General features: G+C 30.2%; 14 protein-coding genes. 10 read left to right on the forward strand and 4 right to left on the reverse strand.

All coding sequences use genetic code 11. The features are described from left to right. The first annotated feature begins 187 nt into the window (after positions 1 to 187). From ABY863_RS02175 to ABY863_RS02220, 10 genes are all read left to right on the forward strand, one after another. On the forward strand, positions 188 to 1,564 hold the full coding sequence (locus ABY863_RS02175) for a tryptophanase (protein ID WP_372792620.1): 1,377 nt from the start codon (positions 188 to 190) through the stop codon (positions 1,562 to 1,564). Between the two features lie 56 nt (positions 1,565 to 1,620). Further along, a complete protein-coding gene (locus ABY863_RS02180; RefSeq protein WP_372792621.1) occupies positions 1,621 to 2,070 on the forward strand; it encodes an Rrf2 family transcriptional regulator in 450 nt (149 codons plus the stop codon). 128 nt (positions 2,071 to 2,198) lie between these two features. Next, complete coding sequence (locus ABY863_RS02185) at positions 2,199 to 2,678, forward strand: cytochrome c (RefSeq protein WP_372792622.1); 480 nt, start codon at positions 2,199 to 2,201, stop codon at positions 2,676 to 2,678. 11 nt (positions 2,679 to 2,689) lie between these two features. Beyond that, entirely contained in the window at positions 2,690 to 4,027 is a 1,338-nt protein-coding gene (locus ABY863_RS02190; protein ID WP_372792623.1) for a cbb3-type cytochrome c oxidase subunit I, read from the forward strand. Between the two features lie 113 nt (positions 4,028 to 4,140). Next, on the forward strand, positions 4,141 to 4,920 hold the full coding sequence (locus ABY863_RS02195) for a CbbQ/NirQ/NorQ/GpvN family protein (protein ID WP_372792624.1): 780 nt from the start codon (positions 4,141 to 4,143) through the stop codon (positions 4,918 to 4,920). Positions 4,921 to 5,011: 91 nt separating this feature from the next. Then, positions 5,012 to 6,781 (forward strand): nitric oxide reductase activation protein NorD, encoded by a 1,770-nt coding sequence (locus tag ABY863_RS02200; protein WP_372792625.1) that lies wholly within the window; start codon positions 5,012 to 5,014, stop codon positions 6,779 to 6,781. 10 nt (positions 6,782 to 6,791) lie between these two features. Beyond that, positions 6,792 to 7,502 (forward strand): DUF542 domain-containing protein, encoded by a 711-nt coding sequence (locus ABY863_RS02205; RefSeq protein ID WP_372792626.1) that lies wholly within the window; start codon positions 6,792 to 6,794, stop codon positions 7,500 to 7,502. A gap of 31 nt (positions 7,503 to 7,533) precedes the next feature. After that, positions 7,534 to 8,511, forward strand: a complete 978-nt coding sequence (locus ABY863_RS02210) for a DUF438 domain-containing protein (protein ID WP_372792627.1) — start codon at positions 7,534 to 7,536, stop codon at positions 8,509 to 8,511. A 10-nt stretch (positions 8,512 to 8,521) separates the two neighbouring features. After that, positions 8,522 to 9,103, forward strand: a complete 582-nt coding sequence (locus ABY863_RS02215) for a cytochrome c oxidase subunit 3 (RefSeq protein ID WP_372792628.1) — start codon at positions 8,522 to 8,524, stop codon at positions 9,101 to 9,103. A 2-nt stretch (positions 9,104 to 9,105) separates the two neighbouring features. Beyond that, positions 9,106 to 9,345 (forward strand): cytochrome C oxidase subunit IV family protein, encoded by a 240-nt coding sequence (locus ABY863_RS02220; protein ID WP_372792629.1) that lies wholly within the window; start codon positions 9,106 to 9,108, stop codon positions 9,343 to 9,345. Between the two features lie 14 nt (positions 9,346 to 9,359). Here the strand turns inward: ABY863_RS02220 and ABY863_RS02225 are convergent, their stop codons facing one another. The 4 genes from ABY863_RS02225 to ABY863_RS02240 form a co-directional block, all read right to left on the reverse strand. Beyond that, complete coding sequence (locus ABY863_RS02225) at positions 9,360 to 11,276, reverse strand: CocE/NonD family hydrolase (protein ID WP_372792630.1); 1,917 nt, start codon at positions 11,274 to 11,276, stop codon at positions 9,360 to 9,362. Positions 11,277 to 11,337: 61 nt separating this feature from the next. After that, entirely contained in the window at positions 11,338 to 11,724 is a 387-nt protein-coding gene (locus ABY863_RS02230) for a DUF423 domain-containing protein (protein ID WP_372792631.1), read from the reverse strand. 192 nt (positions 11,725 to 11,916) lie between these two features. After that, positions 11,917 to 15,249 carry a bifunctional amidotransferase subunit GatB/aspartate--tRNA ligase AspS gene (gatB/aspS, locus tag ABY863_RS02235; RefSeq protein ID WP_372792632.1) on the reverse strand — a complete coding sequence of 1,111 codons (3,333 nt, stop codon included), beginning with the start codon at positions 15,247 to 15,249 and terminating at the stop codon, positions 11,917 to 11,919. After that, on the reverse strand, positions 15,249 to 16,470 hold a 1,222-nt coding region (locus tag ABY863_RS02240), incomplete at its 5' end, for an amidase family protein (protein ID WP_372792633.1). The genes gatB/aspS and ABY863_RS02240, both read right to left, overlap by 1 nt.

The raw sequence follows: 16,470 nt of genomic DNA on the forward strand, positions 1-16,470 counted from the left end.
AATTATTTTTTTGTAATTTTGTCTTTAGAATTTATAGCATGAAAACTCTAAGTTATTATAAAATACACTTTAACTCTTTTTTAAATGTGAAGCGCCCTGAATGCTTCATTAAGTAATTATTTCTACTTTCTAGTGATTTTCAATCACACTTATCAAAATTTATTATTAAAATTCAAAACATATTATTATGGAATTACCATATGCAGAACCGTATAAAATAAAAATGGTTGAATCAATTAAGCGTTCAACAAAAGAGCAACGATTAAAATGGATAAAAGAAGCAGATTATAATTTATTCAATTTATCATCAGACAAAGTATTTATAGATTTGCTAACAGACTCAGGTACTGGGGCAATGAGTGATAAACAATGGGGTGAAATGATGATTGGAGATGAAAGTTATGCAGGTTCTTCATCATTTTTAAAACTGAAAGAGACGGTAAAAAAAATAACAGGGTTTGAGTATTTTTTACCTACACATCAAGGGCGTGCAGCCGAAAATGTTTTGTTTTCGGCTTTAGTAAAAGAAGGTGATGTTGTACCAGGAAACTCTCATTTTGACACTACAAAAGGTCATATTGAATTTAGAAAAGCTACCGCTGTAGATTGTACTATTGATGAAGCTTTTGACACATCAATAATACACCCATTTAAAGGAAATGTAGATTTAAGTAAATTAGAAAAAGTATTTAAAAGTAACCCTAAAGAAAAAATACCGTTTGTAATTTTAACAATCACATGTAATAGTGCTGGTGGTCAGCCTGTTTCTGTTCAAAATGTAAAGGAAGTTTCTGAATTATGTAAACAATATGGGATTCCATTGTATTTTGATTCTGCACGTTTTGCTGAGAATGCTTATTTTATTAAGAAGCGTGAAGCTGGGTATGAGAATAAAACCATAAAGGAAATTGTAAAAGAAGTTTTTTCTTATGGTGACGGAATGACAATTAGCGCTAAAAAAGATGGCTTGGTAAATATGGGTGGTTTTATTGCGTTAAATAATAAAGAAGTTTTTAAACAAGCTACTGTTTTTAATATAATGTATGAAGGTTTTATTACCTATGGAGGAATGAATGGTCGTGATATGGGTGCTTTAGCAGTTGGTTTAGATGAGGCTACAGAATTTAATTATTTAGAAAGTAGAGTAGAGCAAATTGCACATTTAGGGACAAAATTAGTTGAATATGGAGTACCTGTTCTACAACCATTTGGTGGGCACGCCATATTTTTAGATGCAAATAAATTTGTTCCAAAAATTCCAAGAGAAGAGTACAGAGCTCAGGCTTTGGCAATAGAACTATATATTGTTGGAGGAATTAGAGGTGTTGAAATTGGAACAGTTTTAGCTGATAGAGATCCGTTCACACGTAAAAATAGATTTCCAGATTTAGAAATGGTTAGGCTTGCAGTTCCAAGAAGAACCTACACAAATAATCATATGGATTATGTTGCAGTATGTTTAAAAAACATTTTTGATACAAGAGAAGAGGCAAAATCTGGGTATGAAATTACTGATGAAGCACCAATTATGAGACATTTTACTGTTAAATTTAAAAAAATATAATATCCTTTACTCCTTTTTTGTTAGTTTTACCAACAGAATTGTAAAAACGACCTATAATGTTATCACGTGCTAGTAAATATGCCATTTTATCTACATTGTTCTTAGCTGAACATTCAAGTAAAGATAAAAAAATAAGTGTGAAAGTAATTGCTGAAAGTATTGACGTTCCAAGTCCATTTTTGGCTAAATTATTTCAACAACTAGTACGTGGTAAAATTATATCTTCAACAAAAGGTCCTAATGGTGGGTTTTTTTTAACTGAAAAAAACAGTAAAAAGAATGTGTTGGATATTATTGAAAACATTGATGGTTTAAATAAGTTTAATGATTGTTTTTTAGGTTTAAATGAATGCGATTCTAAAAACCCTTGCCCAGTTCATTTTATTGTTGAGCCTTTTAAAAATAGTTTATTAGGTAAATTTAGAGATAAAACTATTCAAGAATTTTCTCAGGAAATTTCTGAAATGGGTAGAGTGCTAACTCTTAAAGGACTTGATCTTTCTTAAATAAAATAATAGATTGACAAATATCATTTTTTTATTGGGTAGCTTTACTATATATTTGCATCATTAAAAGATAAAAAGATCTTTTAATGATGTAATAATCGTCTAACTAATTAAACTCGTTAAAAAACATGTTATCTAAAAAACAAGCAAGAGCTTTCTTTCTAGGTGGTACATTAGTAACTTTCCTAATTTTTATAGGGCTTACAGTGTACTCCTTATCTGCAGCTACAGATCAAACAAATCACGAAAATCTTACAGCAGATGTTGTAAGAGGAAAAGAAATTTGGGAATCTAACAATTGTATGGGTTGCCATACATTATTGGGAGAAGGAGGCTACTATGCCCCAGAATTAACAAAAGTAGTAGACCGTTTAAATCAAAGATATGATGGAAATGGTGAACAAGTTATTAAGAGTATTTTAATGTCTAAAGGTCCTTGGCAACCAAATGGAAGAAAAATGGTGGCTTATGGAATGACAGAAGCAGAGGCTACTGATGTAGTGGCTTTCTTTAACTGGATTGGACAAATTGACTTAAATGGATTTGGAGAAGTAGTTGGTGTAGATAGAAAAATATCTCCTTTGTCAAAAGATAAAATTAACAACTAAAAAAAAGTATTATGAAATATAAATCACAAAAAGTAGCATATTGGTTTTTTGCCCTTTCAATGCTATTATTAGTTTTACAAATGACCTATGGTTTTATAATGGGATTTGCCCGTATAGGATTTGATAATTTACATGAATTTATACCTTTTAATACTGCACGAGCAGTACACACAAACTTATTGGTAGTTTGGTTACTGTCTGGGTTTATGGGAGCAGCTTATTATATAATTCCTGAAGAAGCACAACGTGAATTGGTAAATGTAAAATTAGCTTATGTACAATTAATTAGTTTAGCAATTGTTGGAGTTGTAGCGGTTGTTGGATTTCACTTTAATATTTGGGAAGGAAGAAAATTTTTAGAAATTCCAAGACCCTTAGATTATTTAGTAGTAATTAACGTATTGCTATTTTTAGGATTAATTTTAACCACGTTGTTTAAATCTAAAAGAAGAACTACAACATCTTTAGTGCTTTCAATGGGGTTGTTATTTGCAGCATTATTGTACTTGCCAGGAATGTTACCATTTGATAGTCAGGTAACTGATTCTTTTTTCCGTTGGTGGGTTGTTCATTTATGGGTAGAAGGTGTTTGGGAATTAATTATGGGTGGTATTTTATCGTTCTTATTAATTAAACTTACAGGTGTCGATAGAGAAGTTATTGAAAAATGGTTATACGTAATTGTAGGTTTAACATTCTTGTCAGGAGTTTTAGGTATGGGTCACCATTACTATTATATTGGAGTCAATAAAATTTGGTTAGTTGTAGGTGGAATATTTTCAGCATTAGAGCCTTTAGCATTTTTAGCAATGGCATTATTTGCAGTAAATATGTATAGAAAAGGTGAGAAAAAACATCCTAATAAATTAGCATTATATTGGACTTTAGGTTCTGCAATTTTATCTTTTGTAGGTGCTGGATTACTTGGGTTTGCACATACATTACCTCAAACAAATCTATATACTCACGGTACTTTAGTTACTGCAATGCATGCACATTTAGCCTTTTGGGGTGCCTATGCAATGATTGTTTTAGCAATTATAAGTTATGCATTGCCTAATTTAACAGGAAGAAAATTGTATGAAAGTTCACGTGGTAGAGCTGCTTTTTGGTTATCTAACATTGGAATGATTGGTATGACAGTTGCTTTTGGTGTTGCAGGTGTTGCTCAAGTTTATTTAGAAAGAAAATTTAAAATGGACTTTATGGTAGTACAAAAAGAAATAAGTATTCATTTTGTAGTCTTAATATTATGTGCAACCATGTTTACAACAGGCATTGTACTTTATATCATTGATTTTTACAAGCACGGTAAACCAACTGATGAAGCATTAGAAATTAATAATTAGATACGTAGTTTTTAGATTGATTTCCAGAGTATAAGATTGTTTTTAATATTGATACAGTAGATTAGGCAATAGTATACTCTGGTTTTTTAGTTATTAAATTCATTAAATTATTTATGAAAAACCAATTACCATATTATCACCAAATAGGAAAAGAAGTTGAAGTGTTTCAACACGCTTACAAAAATAAAATTCCATTTTTATTAAAAGGCCCAACAGGAACTGGAAAATCTAGATTTATTGAGTTTATGGCTCATAAATTAGATAAAAAATTAATTACGATTAGTTGCCATGAAGAAACTTCTTCAACAGATTTAGTGGGACGTTATATTATTAAAGGAGCTGAGACTATTTGGTCAGATGGCCCATTAACAAAGGCTATTAAACAAGGTGCAATTATTTATTTGGATGAAATTGCAGAAGCCAGACCCGATGTAATTGTTGCCATACATTCTCTTACAGATCATAGGCGTGAGTTATTTATTGATAAGTTAGGAGAAACTGTAAAAGCTCATGAAGATTTTATGTTAGTAGCATCTTTTAATCCAGGTTATCAAAAAGGATTTAAGGAATTAAAACCTTCTACTCGTCAACGTTTTATTGCGACTTCATTTGCATATCCTGAAGCTAAAATTGAAGCAGATATTTTAGTAAATGAAACAGGAATTGAAGAAGGAATCGCTAAAAAATTAGTAAACATAGCAACAAAAATTAGAAACCTAACAGAACTTGGCCTTTCAGAAACTGTTTCAACAAGATTATTGGTAGACGCCGCAAAATTAATTCATAGTGGGTTACCAAAAAGATTATCTGTTGAAGTTGCAATTGTTGAACCTTTAACAGATGACTTAGAAGTTGTGGAAGCTTTAAAAGATTTATGTAACCTAATGATTTAAAAAAAAGTATTCAGTTAACAGTTCCAGTTGGAAGGCAATTCTGCTTTAAAAAAGACTGAAAAATGAGACTGAAAATTGAAAACTAAAAACCATGTTTGAACCAGATGAATATATATTTACTAAGCTAGCTTACTTCTTTAAAAATAGAAGTAAAAGAAAGCAAGAAGATAGTGCTCATGAGGTTTTATTGATGGGTTTAAAACCTCGTTTAACCATTTTAGCCCGTGCAATTACAGGACAGGCAATTGAAATTTATGATGCAGAAAGAGAAGGTGGTTTTAAAAATAATAATTTTTTTTTACCAACTAAGTTTCAAGAGTTTTCTTCAGTAGATGAAAATGTAGCTTTTTATTTATTTAGGGTTTTATATTTATCCGTTCAAAAAAACTTAAACTTAAATTGGAATGATAATCAAGAACATGAGTTAGAGGAATCTCAACAAAAAGCTAAAGAAACTTCAAACAAAATATTAGAATCGTTATTTGAACAGTTTCCAATTGCTGAAAAATATTACACAGATTTTAAAAACTTTTACGCTTCAAAAGTAAAAGAAGAAGCAATGGCAGATTTTTCATTTATCTATGGAAAATGGATGCGAAATAATCCTGAAGAAGATTCAGAAAAAATAGTAAATAATTTTTCAGATAAAGTTAAAAAAGCGGAAGAAGAAAAACCTAAAACTATTTTAAAATCAAAAGCTGTTGAAGAAATTATTTCTGTTCAGGTTGATTTAAAACAACAGGAAGATGCTGTTTTGCAACATCAATTTGAAAAAGTTGAAACTGCTGAAGAATTTAGTGGGAATTTTAAAGATTTTGATGGAGAAGATGAATTAGATGATCACTCAAACGCTTTGGATGATGTTAATATGAAATATACCGTGCGAGTTGATGATACTGCACATTCAGTTTATCAGGCTGATTTTATTGAAAATACTACGGTTTCTGAAAGTGCTGAAATTGACAGTAAAGGCTATCACATAAAATATGATGAATGGGATTATACAAAGCGCACATATAAAGAAGATTTTTGTAAAGTATACCCTAAAACATTATTAAAAAATGATGTTGGATATTATACTAAAACCTTAAATAAAAATAGAGCTACTTTAGAAGGTTTACGTAAAATGTTAACCACAGTTAGCAATAAATACCAACAGCAAAGAAGGCAAACACAAGGTGAAGAATTTGACATTGATGCAATAACAGATTTGTTTGTTGATGTACATTCTGGACATACTCCTTCAGAAAAAATATACATTTCCAAACGTAAAAAAGAAAAAGACTTATCTATTTTATTATTATTAGATATCAGTTTGTCAAGCGATGGTTATGCTGCTGGAAATAGAGTTATTGATGTTGAAAAAGAGGTTTCTATTTTATTTGGCGAAATTTTAAATGAATTTAATATTGATTTTTCTATAGATTGTTTTTATTCAAAAACCAGAAATCATTCTTCCTACACAACAATAAAAGATTTTGATGAAGATTGGAACAAAGCCAAATTTAAAGTTGGCGCTGTTGAACCAAGCGGTTACACTAGAATTGGAGCGGCTTTGAGACATTCTGGGGCTATTTTAGACAAGCGAAACACGAAAAATAAATGGGTAATTCTATTATCAGATGGAAAACCAAATGATTATGATAAATATGAAGGAAAATACGGAATAAATGATGTGAAACAGGCACTTCGAGAACTAAACGAACGTAATATTAATTCGTATGCTTTGGCTATTGAAGCACAAGCAAAATATTATTTACCACAAATGTTTGGTCAAAATCATTATCAAATATTAACAACACCAGTTGAATTATTAAAATCCATGGTTCAATTGTATGAAAAAATTAAACATCAATCATAAATCTATAATTATGAATATTACAAAAGAAAATACGGTAGCAGAAATTGTATCAAAAAAATTAGGGTCAGACCATGTATTCAGTAAATATAAAATTGATTTCTGTTGTGGAGGTGGAATGACTTTAGAAGCCGCTTGTAAAGAAAATGAAGTTGAATTTGAAACCTTAAAACAAGAAATAGAAGCCATAAACACAAAAATTGGCGGAGAGCATAGTTTAAATGATTTAGATATTAGCTCACTAATAGAACATGCAATAGAAGAATATCATAATTATTTTGCAGAAACTATTCCTCAAATTATGCCATTTGCCACTAAAGTTGCAGGAGTTCATGCTGCACATAATCCTGAAGTTGTTGAAATAAATGTTTTAACAAAAGGAATTGAAATTGTAGTAGCTGAAATGATTCAAGATTTGCAGTCTAATTTATATCCTGTTATTGAAGAAATTTTAAACATAGACAATATTTCAGCTGAAATTTCTTTAAATCAAATTGAAAAAGTAAAAAAAGTGCTTAAAAATTATGAAATATCTCAAAAACTAATTGGAGATACACTTAAAGAAATAACAGTATTATCATCACACTTTTTAGCTCCTGATAATGCTTGTAATTCTTTTAAATTTTTATACGAGAAATTACATGAGTTGGCGCACCAACTTCATAAATATATGCATTTTGAAAAAAATGTGTTTATTCCTAAAGTTTTAAAATTAATTGAATAATAAATAGCGTATTTAAATAAAAACATAAATAATGAATTCATTTTTAACTACTGTTGAGAAATTGCCTAATGGGCATCCAGTGCAAGTTTATTATAAAGAAAGTGCCTTAATACAAGATATATTATTAGAATTGTATGATGTAAATCCGGTTGAAGATTTTCAGAAGTATTTCAACATATTTAATCAGTTAACTACTATTGAAAAGCGATTTTCAAGAAAAGAAAATCAGTTATTTCCATATTTAGAAAAATACGGTTGGGAAGGTCCAAGTCAGGGAATGTGGTCATTTCATGATAATTTAAGGGATCAAATACGTTTATTAAATACGTATAATTCAGAAAAAAATACAGTAAAAATAGTTGACAATATTCCTTATTTAATTGAAGGGATTAAACGTTTGTTGGGGATTGAAGATATGCGTTTATTTCCAAATGCCATGGATTTATTGTCAGAAGATGATTGGAAAGAATTTTATCAAGGTGATGAAGAAATTGGGTGGATGTTATTAGAAAAACCAGTTCCATATCCAATTGTTGTAGAAGTTGCATATGTGCATCCTAGCGATGATTTTTCAAAAAGAGATTTATCTTTTTCATTAGAAAATACATTTCATTATGATGAAGGTTATATGACACCTGAACAAGTTAATTTATTACTTCGTTTTTTACCAGTTGATATTACGTATGTTGATGAGAATGATAAAGTAGTATTTTATAATAGAGGAGATAATCGGGTTTTTCCACGAAGTAAAGGAATTATTGGTCGTGAAGTACGTTTTTGTCATCCTCCAAAAAGTGTGGATATGGTGTTGCGTATTGTTGAAGAATTTAAAGCAGGCACAAAAGATGTTGCTGAGTTTTGGTTCAATTTTAAAGGTAGAATTATTCACATTCGGTATTTTGCAATTAGAAATGACAATAAAGAGTATAAAGGTGTAATTGAAATGTCACAGGACATTACAGATATTCAAAAACTAGAAGGTCAAAAACGTTTATTAGATTGGGATTAAAAATAAGAAAATGCAAACGCAACAAATAAACACAAAAAATATATTTTATCCGCCAGGAGGTATTTTACTTTGGATTATCATATTTTTAGAATTATTCACTTTTGGAATTGCATTAATTGCAATGGTTGTTTATAGTAAGGAAGAGTCAACTATTTTTCATGAATCTAGATTACTTTTAAATACCACTTTTGGGACAATTAACACTATTTTTTTAATAACAAGTGGGTTTTTTATGGCAATTTCTGTTCATTATTTGAAACAAAAAAACACAAAAAATTCATTACTTTTTCTAACACTTACTATGCTTGGTGGGGTTTTGTTTTTAGGGTTAAAAAGCTTTGAATATTTAGATAAAATTGAAGCAGGTTTAACAATAGGTTACAACACGTTTTTCACCTTTTATTGGATGCTTACTTTATTTCATGTAATACATGTATTAGTAGGCTTAGTAATTTTAGTTTCAGTTTATGTTGGGTTAAAAAAGGAAAAATCAACAACTACTATTGAAGACGTTGAAGCAAGTGCAGCTTTTTGGCATATGTGTGATTTAATTTGGTTGTTGTTATTTCCAATAATTTATTTACTTTTTTAATTATGAATAGTAGAATAATTTTTGTTTGGGTACTATTAGTATTGTTAACTATTACAGTTGGTGTAATTTCAAGTTTTTCTTTAAGTTATGCCGCTATTGCAATTTTAGGTTTATCAGCACTGAAATTTATTGGAGTATCATTTTACTTTATGGAACTTAAAAAAGCACATATATTTTGGAAAGCAGCCATATTAATTTACGTGTTTTTGTTTTCAATTATAACCTTAATTTATCTAAACTAAGTTTTTGAATTGTTTTATTTTAATACTGAAAACTCAATTTTTGAAGAAGTGAAAACCGTATGTGTTTGCGTTTTAAAATCCTCTTCAGTTGCTTTAAAAATATTATCAACAAACGTTTGTGGGTTTAAATCTATTAAAGGAAACCAAGTGCTTTGAACTTGTATTTGCAATTTATGTCCTTTTTTAAACGTATGATTTACGTCTTGTAATTTTATATTTACAGCTGTTTTTTTATTTGGAATAAAAGGTTCAGGATAGGTAAAACTATTTCTGAATTTTCCACGCATAACTTCACTTCTAACCATTAAATGGTAATTACTCATTTTTAAATGGTCTTGCATTTTTTTATTATTTTCTTCAGCATCTGCTGGATGAACATCAATTACTTTTACAATCCAATCAGCATCTGTACCTGTAGTTGCAACTTGAAGTTTAGCTAAAATATCGCCAACTAAGGTTAAATCTTCTTCTAAAATACCAGTTTCATAAACCAATACATCACTTCTTCTGGCTGCAAAACGCTGATCGTCTGTCATGTATTTTCTAGGGGTAAAAACAGATTTTATATCTTCAGAATATGGAACTGGTTTTTTAATATTACTTATAAATTGAATGCCAGTTTCTTTTTTTTCGGCAGAAGATAATTTTTGATTTTCGGATAAAAAGAGCGTTTCTTTTTCTGCATTTTTTGGAGGCCAAGCATCAAAACTTTCCCATTGTTTTTTACCAGTATCATAAACATATGCTTCAGGTAAACCAGAATTTTTATCACCACTGCCTTTCAAAAAATGGTTAAAAAATGTAGTTTCAATTTGTTCTTGATATTTTAACGAAATTGAATCTCCAAAATAATAATTTCCTACACTGTTTTCAGGTTTTGTACTCGCCCATTGTCCGTGACTCCAAGGACCAAAAACAAAAGTGTTATAATTTTCTTTATTGTATTTTTCAATTGTTTTATAGGTTTCTAATGCTCCATACAAATCTTCAGCATCAAATTCGCCACCAACAACCATAGTTGCCACATGCGATTTAATATTTTTTAAATGTTGAAGAATACCTTTTCGTTGCCAAACTTCATCGTAATTAGGGTGTTCTTTTAATTCTTCCCAAAAGAAATCTTCAGTTTTATCATCTATTTGTAAAGAAGGATTATCTAATTTTTCATTTTGAAAATAGGAATTCAAATTACTTAGAGGACCTGCATCTAAAAAGAATTGATATTGGTCTTGAGTTTTAATATCTGGCATTTTGTACCAAGATGTATCAGTAGGTTTGTCTTTTGGAGTTCCAAACAACGGTGTAATTTTAAAATAACTTAATAAATAAGCACCGTTATGGTGAAAATCATCAAAAAAGAAATCTGCAATACTGGCTTGCGGTGAAGCTGCTTTTAATGCAGGATGCGCATCAATTGTAGAGCAAGTTGCATAAAATCCAGGATATGAAATTCCCCAAGTACCTACATTTCCATTGTTATTTTCTACATTTTTTACCAACCAATCAATAGTATCATAAGTATCTGAGCTTTCATCAATATCTTTAGCTGTTTTTTTGTTAGGAATGTACGCTCGCATATTATCATAAGTTCCTTCACTCATCCATCGTCCACGTACATCTTGATAAACAATAATATTCCCCTCTTCCATTAAATGTTTATTTGGACCAATATCATTTCTGTAGGTATCAGCACCATAAGGTTGGCAACTGTAGGGTGTTCGTTGTAAAAGAATTGGATATTTTTTGCTGGTATCTTTAGGGGTATAAATTGTAGTAAATAATTGAACACTATCACGCATAGTGATGGTAGTTTCAGTTTTATTATAATTTTCCTGAGCGTAGTTTGTTTCTTGTTGTTGACTAGTGTTCTTGCAGCTTGCTATAAAAATAGAAAGTAACAATAATAATGTTTTTAATATGCAGTTTTTCATTGAAAGATTGATTGGTCTAAGCGTAAATCTACAAAAAATAATAATTAAAAATTGTTAAGACTTAAAATGTCATATTTAAGATGTTATAAAATAATAAACCCCAGCCAATAATTAATAATAAGCCACCAATTGGTGTAATTGGACCTAAAAATTTTAATTTTTTGTTTTTAGCCGATGAAATTACCAAGCCATAAATGCTGAAAGAAAACAAGATAATTCCCGCCATAAAACTATATACCATATATTTTTCTGAAGCAGTTTCTAAATTGAAATTAAAACCAATAATTAATAATACAATGGCATGATATAGTTGGTATTTAACACCAGTTTCAAAACTTTTTAATTGTTCTTCATTTAATATTTTTTTTAATGCGTGGGCCCCAAAAGCTCCAAAAAGAACAGATAAACCACCTAAGAAACTTGCGAATAATAATGTGAATTGTGTCATTGAATAAAAATTATTTTCGCTAAAGTAGCTAAAAATTATTGAATGCTTTATGAACAGATTATGCAATCTTTTTTGTTTACTTATTAAAAACGCTTGAACACTGTTTAAGTGAAAAAAGAAAGTGGATTTATACAGAAAGATGTATAAATCCACTTTGTAAAATGGTATTCATAAATGTAAAATTTAGAATTTTTATTTTCTAATAACTTTTACATTTTGTTCTTCTACTTTTTTATCAGATAATAAAGAGGGAGCTCCAAAAAGTAAGTCTTCACTGGTTCCAGTTTTAGGGAAAGCCATTACTTCACGAATAGAAGATTTTTTCTCTAAAATCATCATTAAACGGTCAACTCCCCAAGCGATACCTCCGTGTGGTGGTGCTCCATAATGGAATGCATTATACATTGTACCCACACTTTTTAGCATTTCTTCTTTGTTGTAACCCATATTTCTATAAGTAGCTTCTAATATTTCAGGTTTATGTGAACGTACAGATCCTCCACCAATTTCGTAACCATTTAAAATTAAATCGTATTGCTGTGCTATTATAGTTCCAATTTCATCATCTTTTCCACTCATGTGCTTTTCAATATCATAAATTGCAGGCATAGAAAATGGATTGTGAGTAAATGTCCATCTACCTTCATCTGTTCTTTCAAACATTGGAAAATCAACCACCCAAGCTGGACGTAATTCCTTTGGATTAATTAAGTGTAATATTTTACCCAATTCTTGACGAACGGCATCTAAAGCTTTGTTGGCCGTTGCATAATCTGCAGCTGAGAAAAATACAATATCACCAATTTCAGCATTGGTAGCTTTTATAATTCCTTCAGCAATTTCTTCACCTAAAAATTTAATAATTGGCGATTGTAACTCATTTTCATTCACAATAATGTATGCTAAACCTCCTAAACCATTTTGTTGTGCTATGGAAGTTAAGTTCTCTATTTGCCCTTTAGATAAGCGTTTGTCTCCTTGCTCTTTGGCTGATACTTTTATACATTTTACAATTCCGCCATCTTCAATTGGTTTGCTAAATACTTGAAAAGTTGTTTCTTTTACAATGGATGTAATATCTTGCAATTGTAATCCAAAACGTAAATCTGGTCGGTCGCAACCATATTTATCCATAGCGTCTTTGTAAGTAATTACTTCAAACGGACGCAAAATCCACTTGTTGCCATATATCTTTTTAACAACACCATTAAACATTTTGGTATTTAAATCTATAATTTGTTGCATACTTACATATGCCATTTCCATATCTAGTTGTGTAAATTCAGGCTGGCGATCTCCACGAGAATCCTCATCTCTAAAACAACGGGCAAATTGAAAATATTTTTCATAACCACTTACCATTAACATTTGTTTAAACTGTTGTGGTGCTTGTGGTAATGTATAGAAAAAACCTGCTTGTTTACGCGTTGGAACAATAAATTCTCTGGCGCCTTCATCGGTTCCCGCACTTAAAATGGGAGTTTCAATTTCTAAGAAATCCTCTTCATCTAAAATATCTCGTAAAAGTTTAATTACTTTATGGCGGTTAACTATAACTCTACGAACATCATCATTTCTATGATCTAAAAATTTATATTGAAAACGTACAGTTTCACTTGTTTTAGTCGCTCTTTTTATTTCAAAAGGTAAAGTTTTAGATAAGTTTAAAAGTTCTAATTCTGAAGTTTCCAACTCTATTTCACCAGTTCTTAATGATGAATTATAGTCATCAGCATTTCTTTGAACCACAATTCCTGTAGCTGAAATAACCGATTCAGGTTTTAATTTTACTAACTCATCTAAATTAGGAAATGACTCTCTACTTAAACGAACTTGAAATATTTCATTACTGGAATCGCGTAAATCAATAAAAATTAATTCACCGTGATCACGCACACTAGAAACCCATCCAGCCAAAGTAATTTTTTCTGAAATACTAGTTTTTGATAATTGAGAAATTACATGCGTTCTATAGTCTTGTTTTATAATTAGTGGAATTTCAGGAAGTACTTCTTCTTGTTCTTTAGTTGAAGATAACGAATTTTCAACTTTCGTCTTTTGATCTTCAGTTTTTGATTGTTGATTTTCCGCAGCACCAATTGAATTTAAAATACCTTCACGTACTATTTTTCCGGAAGCACCTTTTCCAATAATTGCAATTACTTTACCAACAAGAATACCTGCTTTACCTTGGTTTCCTGCTTTAATTTCTATTGCAATCGCTTCATTTTCGGAAATTATTTTATCAATTGCCTCTTTTATTTGAACTTCAGAAATGGTGTTTTCTTCAAAATATTTATTGTAATCAAAGGATCTGTCTTTTAAATAAGCTGTAATCGCATTTTGAACCAACACAACGGTTATTTTTTCAGCTTTGAATAATTGAAAAATTTCAATTAAATGATTGATATTCTGAATTTTAGAATATTCGTCAGCACTTAAATTATTCACTAAAGTTTTAGCAACAAAAGAAGGGTCTTGAAGTACTTTATTTATGGCTACAAAAGTTTCTGAACGTGCAGAGTCTGCAGTAAAAAATTTAGCATCTTGTGGTAAAACACCACCTTCAATTAAAATACTTTCTACAGCATATGGCAATACGCTTGAGTCAACTTTTATAGTTTCAATTTCATTTTTAATAGTTACAAAAGGTAAATCTGGTTCAGAAATAAAACGATAATCTGCTTCAAATTCTTTTTTACGCATTGTTTTGGTTTGCTTTAAATCAGCATCCCACAATACGGTAGTTTGGTCAGGTCTAAACTCTTTATGTTCTGTATAATAATTAAATTGTTTTTCAATTTCTTCTTTTAAAGCATCCACCATAAACTTAAACGAATTCAAGTTTTTTATTTCGGTACGTGGATTTAAATCATAGCTTCTTTTTTTACGTAAAGAAACTGAAACATCTGATTTAAATTCTCCTTTTTCAAGGTTTGCTTCAGAAATACCTAAATTTTGAACAATACGTTGAATGTATTGTGCATACGTTGAAGCATCTTCAATATGGCGTATACAAGGTTCGGTTACAATTTCAATTAAAGGCACTCCTGCTTTGTTAAAATCTACCAAAGAAATCTTCTTCTCGTGAACCAATTTTGCAGCATCTTCTTCAATATGAACCTGTGTTAAATTAACAGTAAATTGAGATCCATCATTTCGGTAACAAGAAACTTGTCCGTCTGGAATGATAGGATTATGAAATTGTGTTATTTGAATATTTTTCGGATTGTCTGGATATTCATAATGTTTTCTATCCCAAGAGATTACTTCGTTAGAAAATGTAGAATTTACAGCTTTACCAAAATATATAGCCTTTGTAATTGCTTCTTTATTTAAGGAAGGTAAAACTCCCATTTGACCAGTACAAACTGAACAAATATGTTGGTTTGGTGTTTCCGTTTCTTGATTTGGACAAGAACAAAACAACTTGGTTTTGGTGTTTAATCGAACATGAGTTTCAAGTCCAATAACCAATTCTAAATCGTGCGCTTTTATAGCGGCCATTAATTGCTCCAATTCCATTATATTGTATCTTTTAAAAAGTTAGCAAACTTCAAGAGTGTTTGTTCTTGATTTTTGGCTGCAGTAATTTGTAAACCCGTTTCAGTTCCTTGTGGCACAGTTAACGTAGGTAATTGTCCTAAACTAAATCCAACGGTATAAGCATCAGATAAATACATTGCCAAAGGGTCTTTTAAACTATCTCCTATTTTAGGAGGCTTATTTGGTGTTACAGGTGATACTATGATATCAACTTCTTTAAAATCTTTTTCAAAATTTGCTGAAATTTGATCTCGTAATGCCAAACCTTTTAAATAAATTTCATCAGAAAAACCTTGTGACAACACTTGGTTTCCACCAACAATTCTTCGTTTAGTTTCTTCTGAAAAATTTTCAGAACGTGTAATTGAATAGGTGTCTTTTAAATTTTCACCTTCAATTCTATTTCCATAATTTGTACCATCTAATCTAGATAAGTTTGAAGCCGTTTCTGCCATTGCCAACGTGTAATATGTTGAAACTAATGTTTCAGAATCAAAGAAATCTAATTCTTTTACGGCAATACCTTGTGCCTTAATTTTTTGAATTATTGCTAAAAAATCAGCTTTAATTTTTGGGTCAATTGCTTCATTTTCAATAAAATTTTTAAAATAACCAACAGTATTTACTTTGTTGGAATTTAATATATCATTTTCACTTATTTCAGAAGATTGAATGGTAGTTTGATCTTTTATATCTTTTCCACTCATAACATTCAACAAAATTCGAATATCTTCAATAGATTTTGCTAAAGGACCAACACAATCTGTTGAAGATGCATAAGCCATTAACCCGAAACGAGAAATACGACCGTAGGTAGGTTTTAAACCATAAATATTATTGTATCCTGCAGGTTGTCTGATGGAGCCTCCAGTATCTCCACCAATAGAAAATACGGTATACTCTTTTGCAACATTAACCGCTGAACCACCACTTGAGCCACCAGCAACTAAATTTGGATTTATAGCATTTTTAACAGCTCCAAATATGGTGTTTTCACTAGATGAACCGTGTCCAAAACTATCGCAATTTTCTTTTACTAAAGGAATTGCCCCTGCATCTAATAATTTTTGAATGGCAGTTGCTGTGTAAGCTGATTTGTATTTTTTTAATAAATTAGAACTTGCAGATGCATAAGTTCCTTGCAACATATAAACGTCTTTAATTCCAAAAGGAATGCCCTCTAATAAACCTATTGCTTCT

The organism is Lutibacter sp., assembly GCF_041562875.1.
Classification (GTDB): Bacteria; Bacteroidota; Bacteroidia; order Flavobacteriales; family Flavobacteriaceae; genus Lutibacter.

Coding starts and splice junctions, on each gene's coding strand:
- ABY863_RS02175 (WP_372792620.1), top strand. CDS start 188: ATGGAATTACCATATGCAGAACCGTATAAAATAAAAATGGTTGAATCA.
- ABY863_RS02180 (WP_372792621.1), top strand. CDS start 1,621: ATGTTATCACGTGCTAGTAAATATGCCATTTTATCTACATTGTTCTTA.
- ABY863_RS02185 (WP_372792622.1), top strand. CDS start 2,199: ATGTTATCTAAAAAACAAGCAAGAGCTTTCTTTCTAGGTGGTACATTA.
- ABY863_RS02190 (WP_372792623.1), top strand. CDS start 2,690: ATGAAATATAAATCACAAAAAGTAGCATATTGGTTTTTTGCCCTTTCA.
- ABY863_RS02195 (WP_372792624.1), top strand. CDS start 4,141: ATGAAAAACCAATTACCATATTATCACCAAATAGGAAAAGAAGTTGAA.
- ABY863_RS02200 (WP_372792625.1), top strand. CDS start 5,012: ATGTTTGAACCAGATGAATATATATTTACTAAGCTAGCTTACTTCTTT.
- ABY863_RS02205 (WP_372792626.1), top strand. CDS start 6,792: ATGAATATTACAAAAGAAAATACGGTAGCAGAAATTGTATCAAAAAAA.
- ABY863_RS02210 (WP_372792627.1), top strand. CDS start 7,534: ATGAATTCATTTTTAACTACTGTTGAGAAATTGCCTAATGGGCATCCA.
- ABY863_RS02215 (WP_372792628.1), top strand. CDS start 8,522: ATGCAAACGCAACAAATAAACACAAAAAATATATTTTATCCGCCAGGA.
- ABY863_RS02220 (WP_372792629.1), top strand. CDS start 9,106: ATGAATAGTAGAATAATTTTTGTTTGGGTACTATTAGTATTGTTAACT.
- ABY863_RS02225 (WP_372792630.1), bottom strand. CDS start 11,276: ATGAAAAACTGCATATTAAAAACATTATTATTGTTACTTTCTATTTTT.
- ABY863_RS02230 (WP_372792631.1), bottom strand. CDS start 11,724: ATGACACAATTCACATTATTATTCGCAAGTTTCTTAGGTGGTTTATCT.
- gatB/aspS (WP_372792632.1), bottom strand. CDS start 15,249: ATGGAATTGGAGCAATTAATGGCCGCTATAAAAGCGCACGATTTAGAA.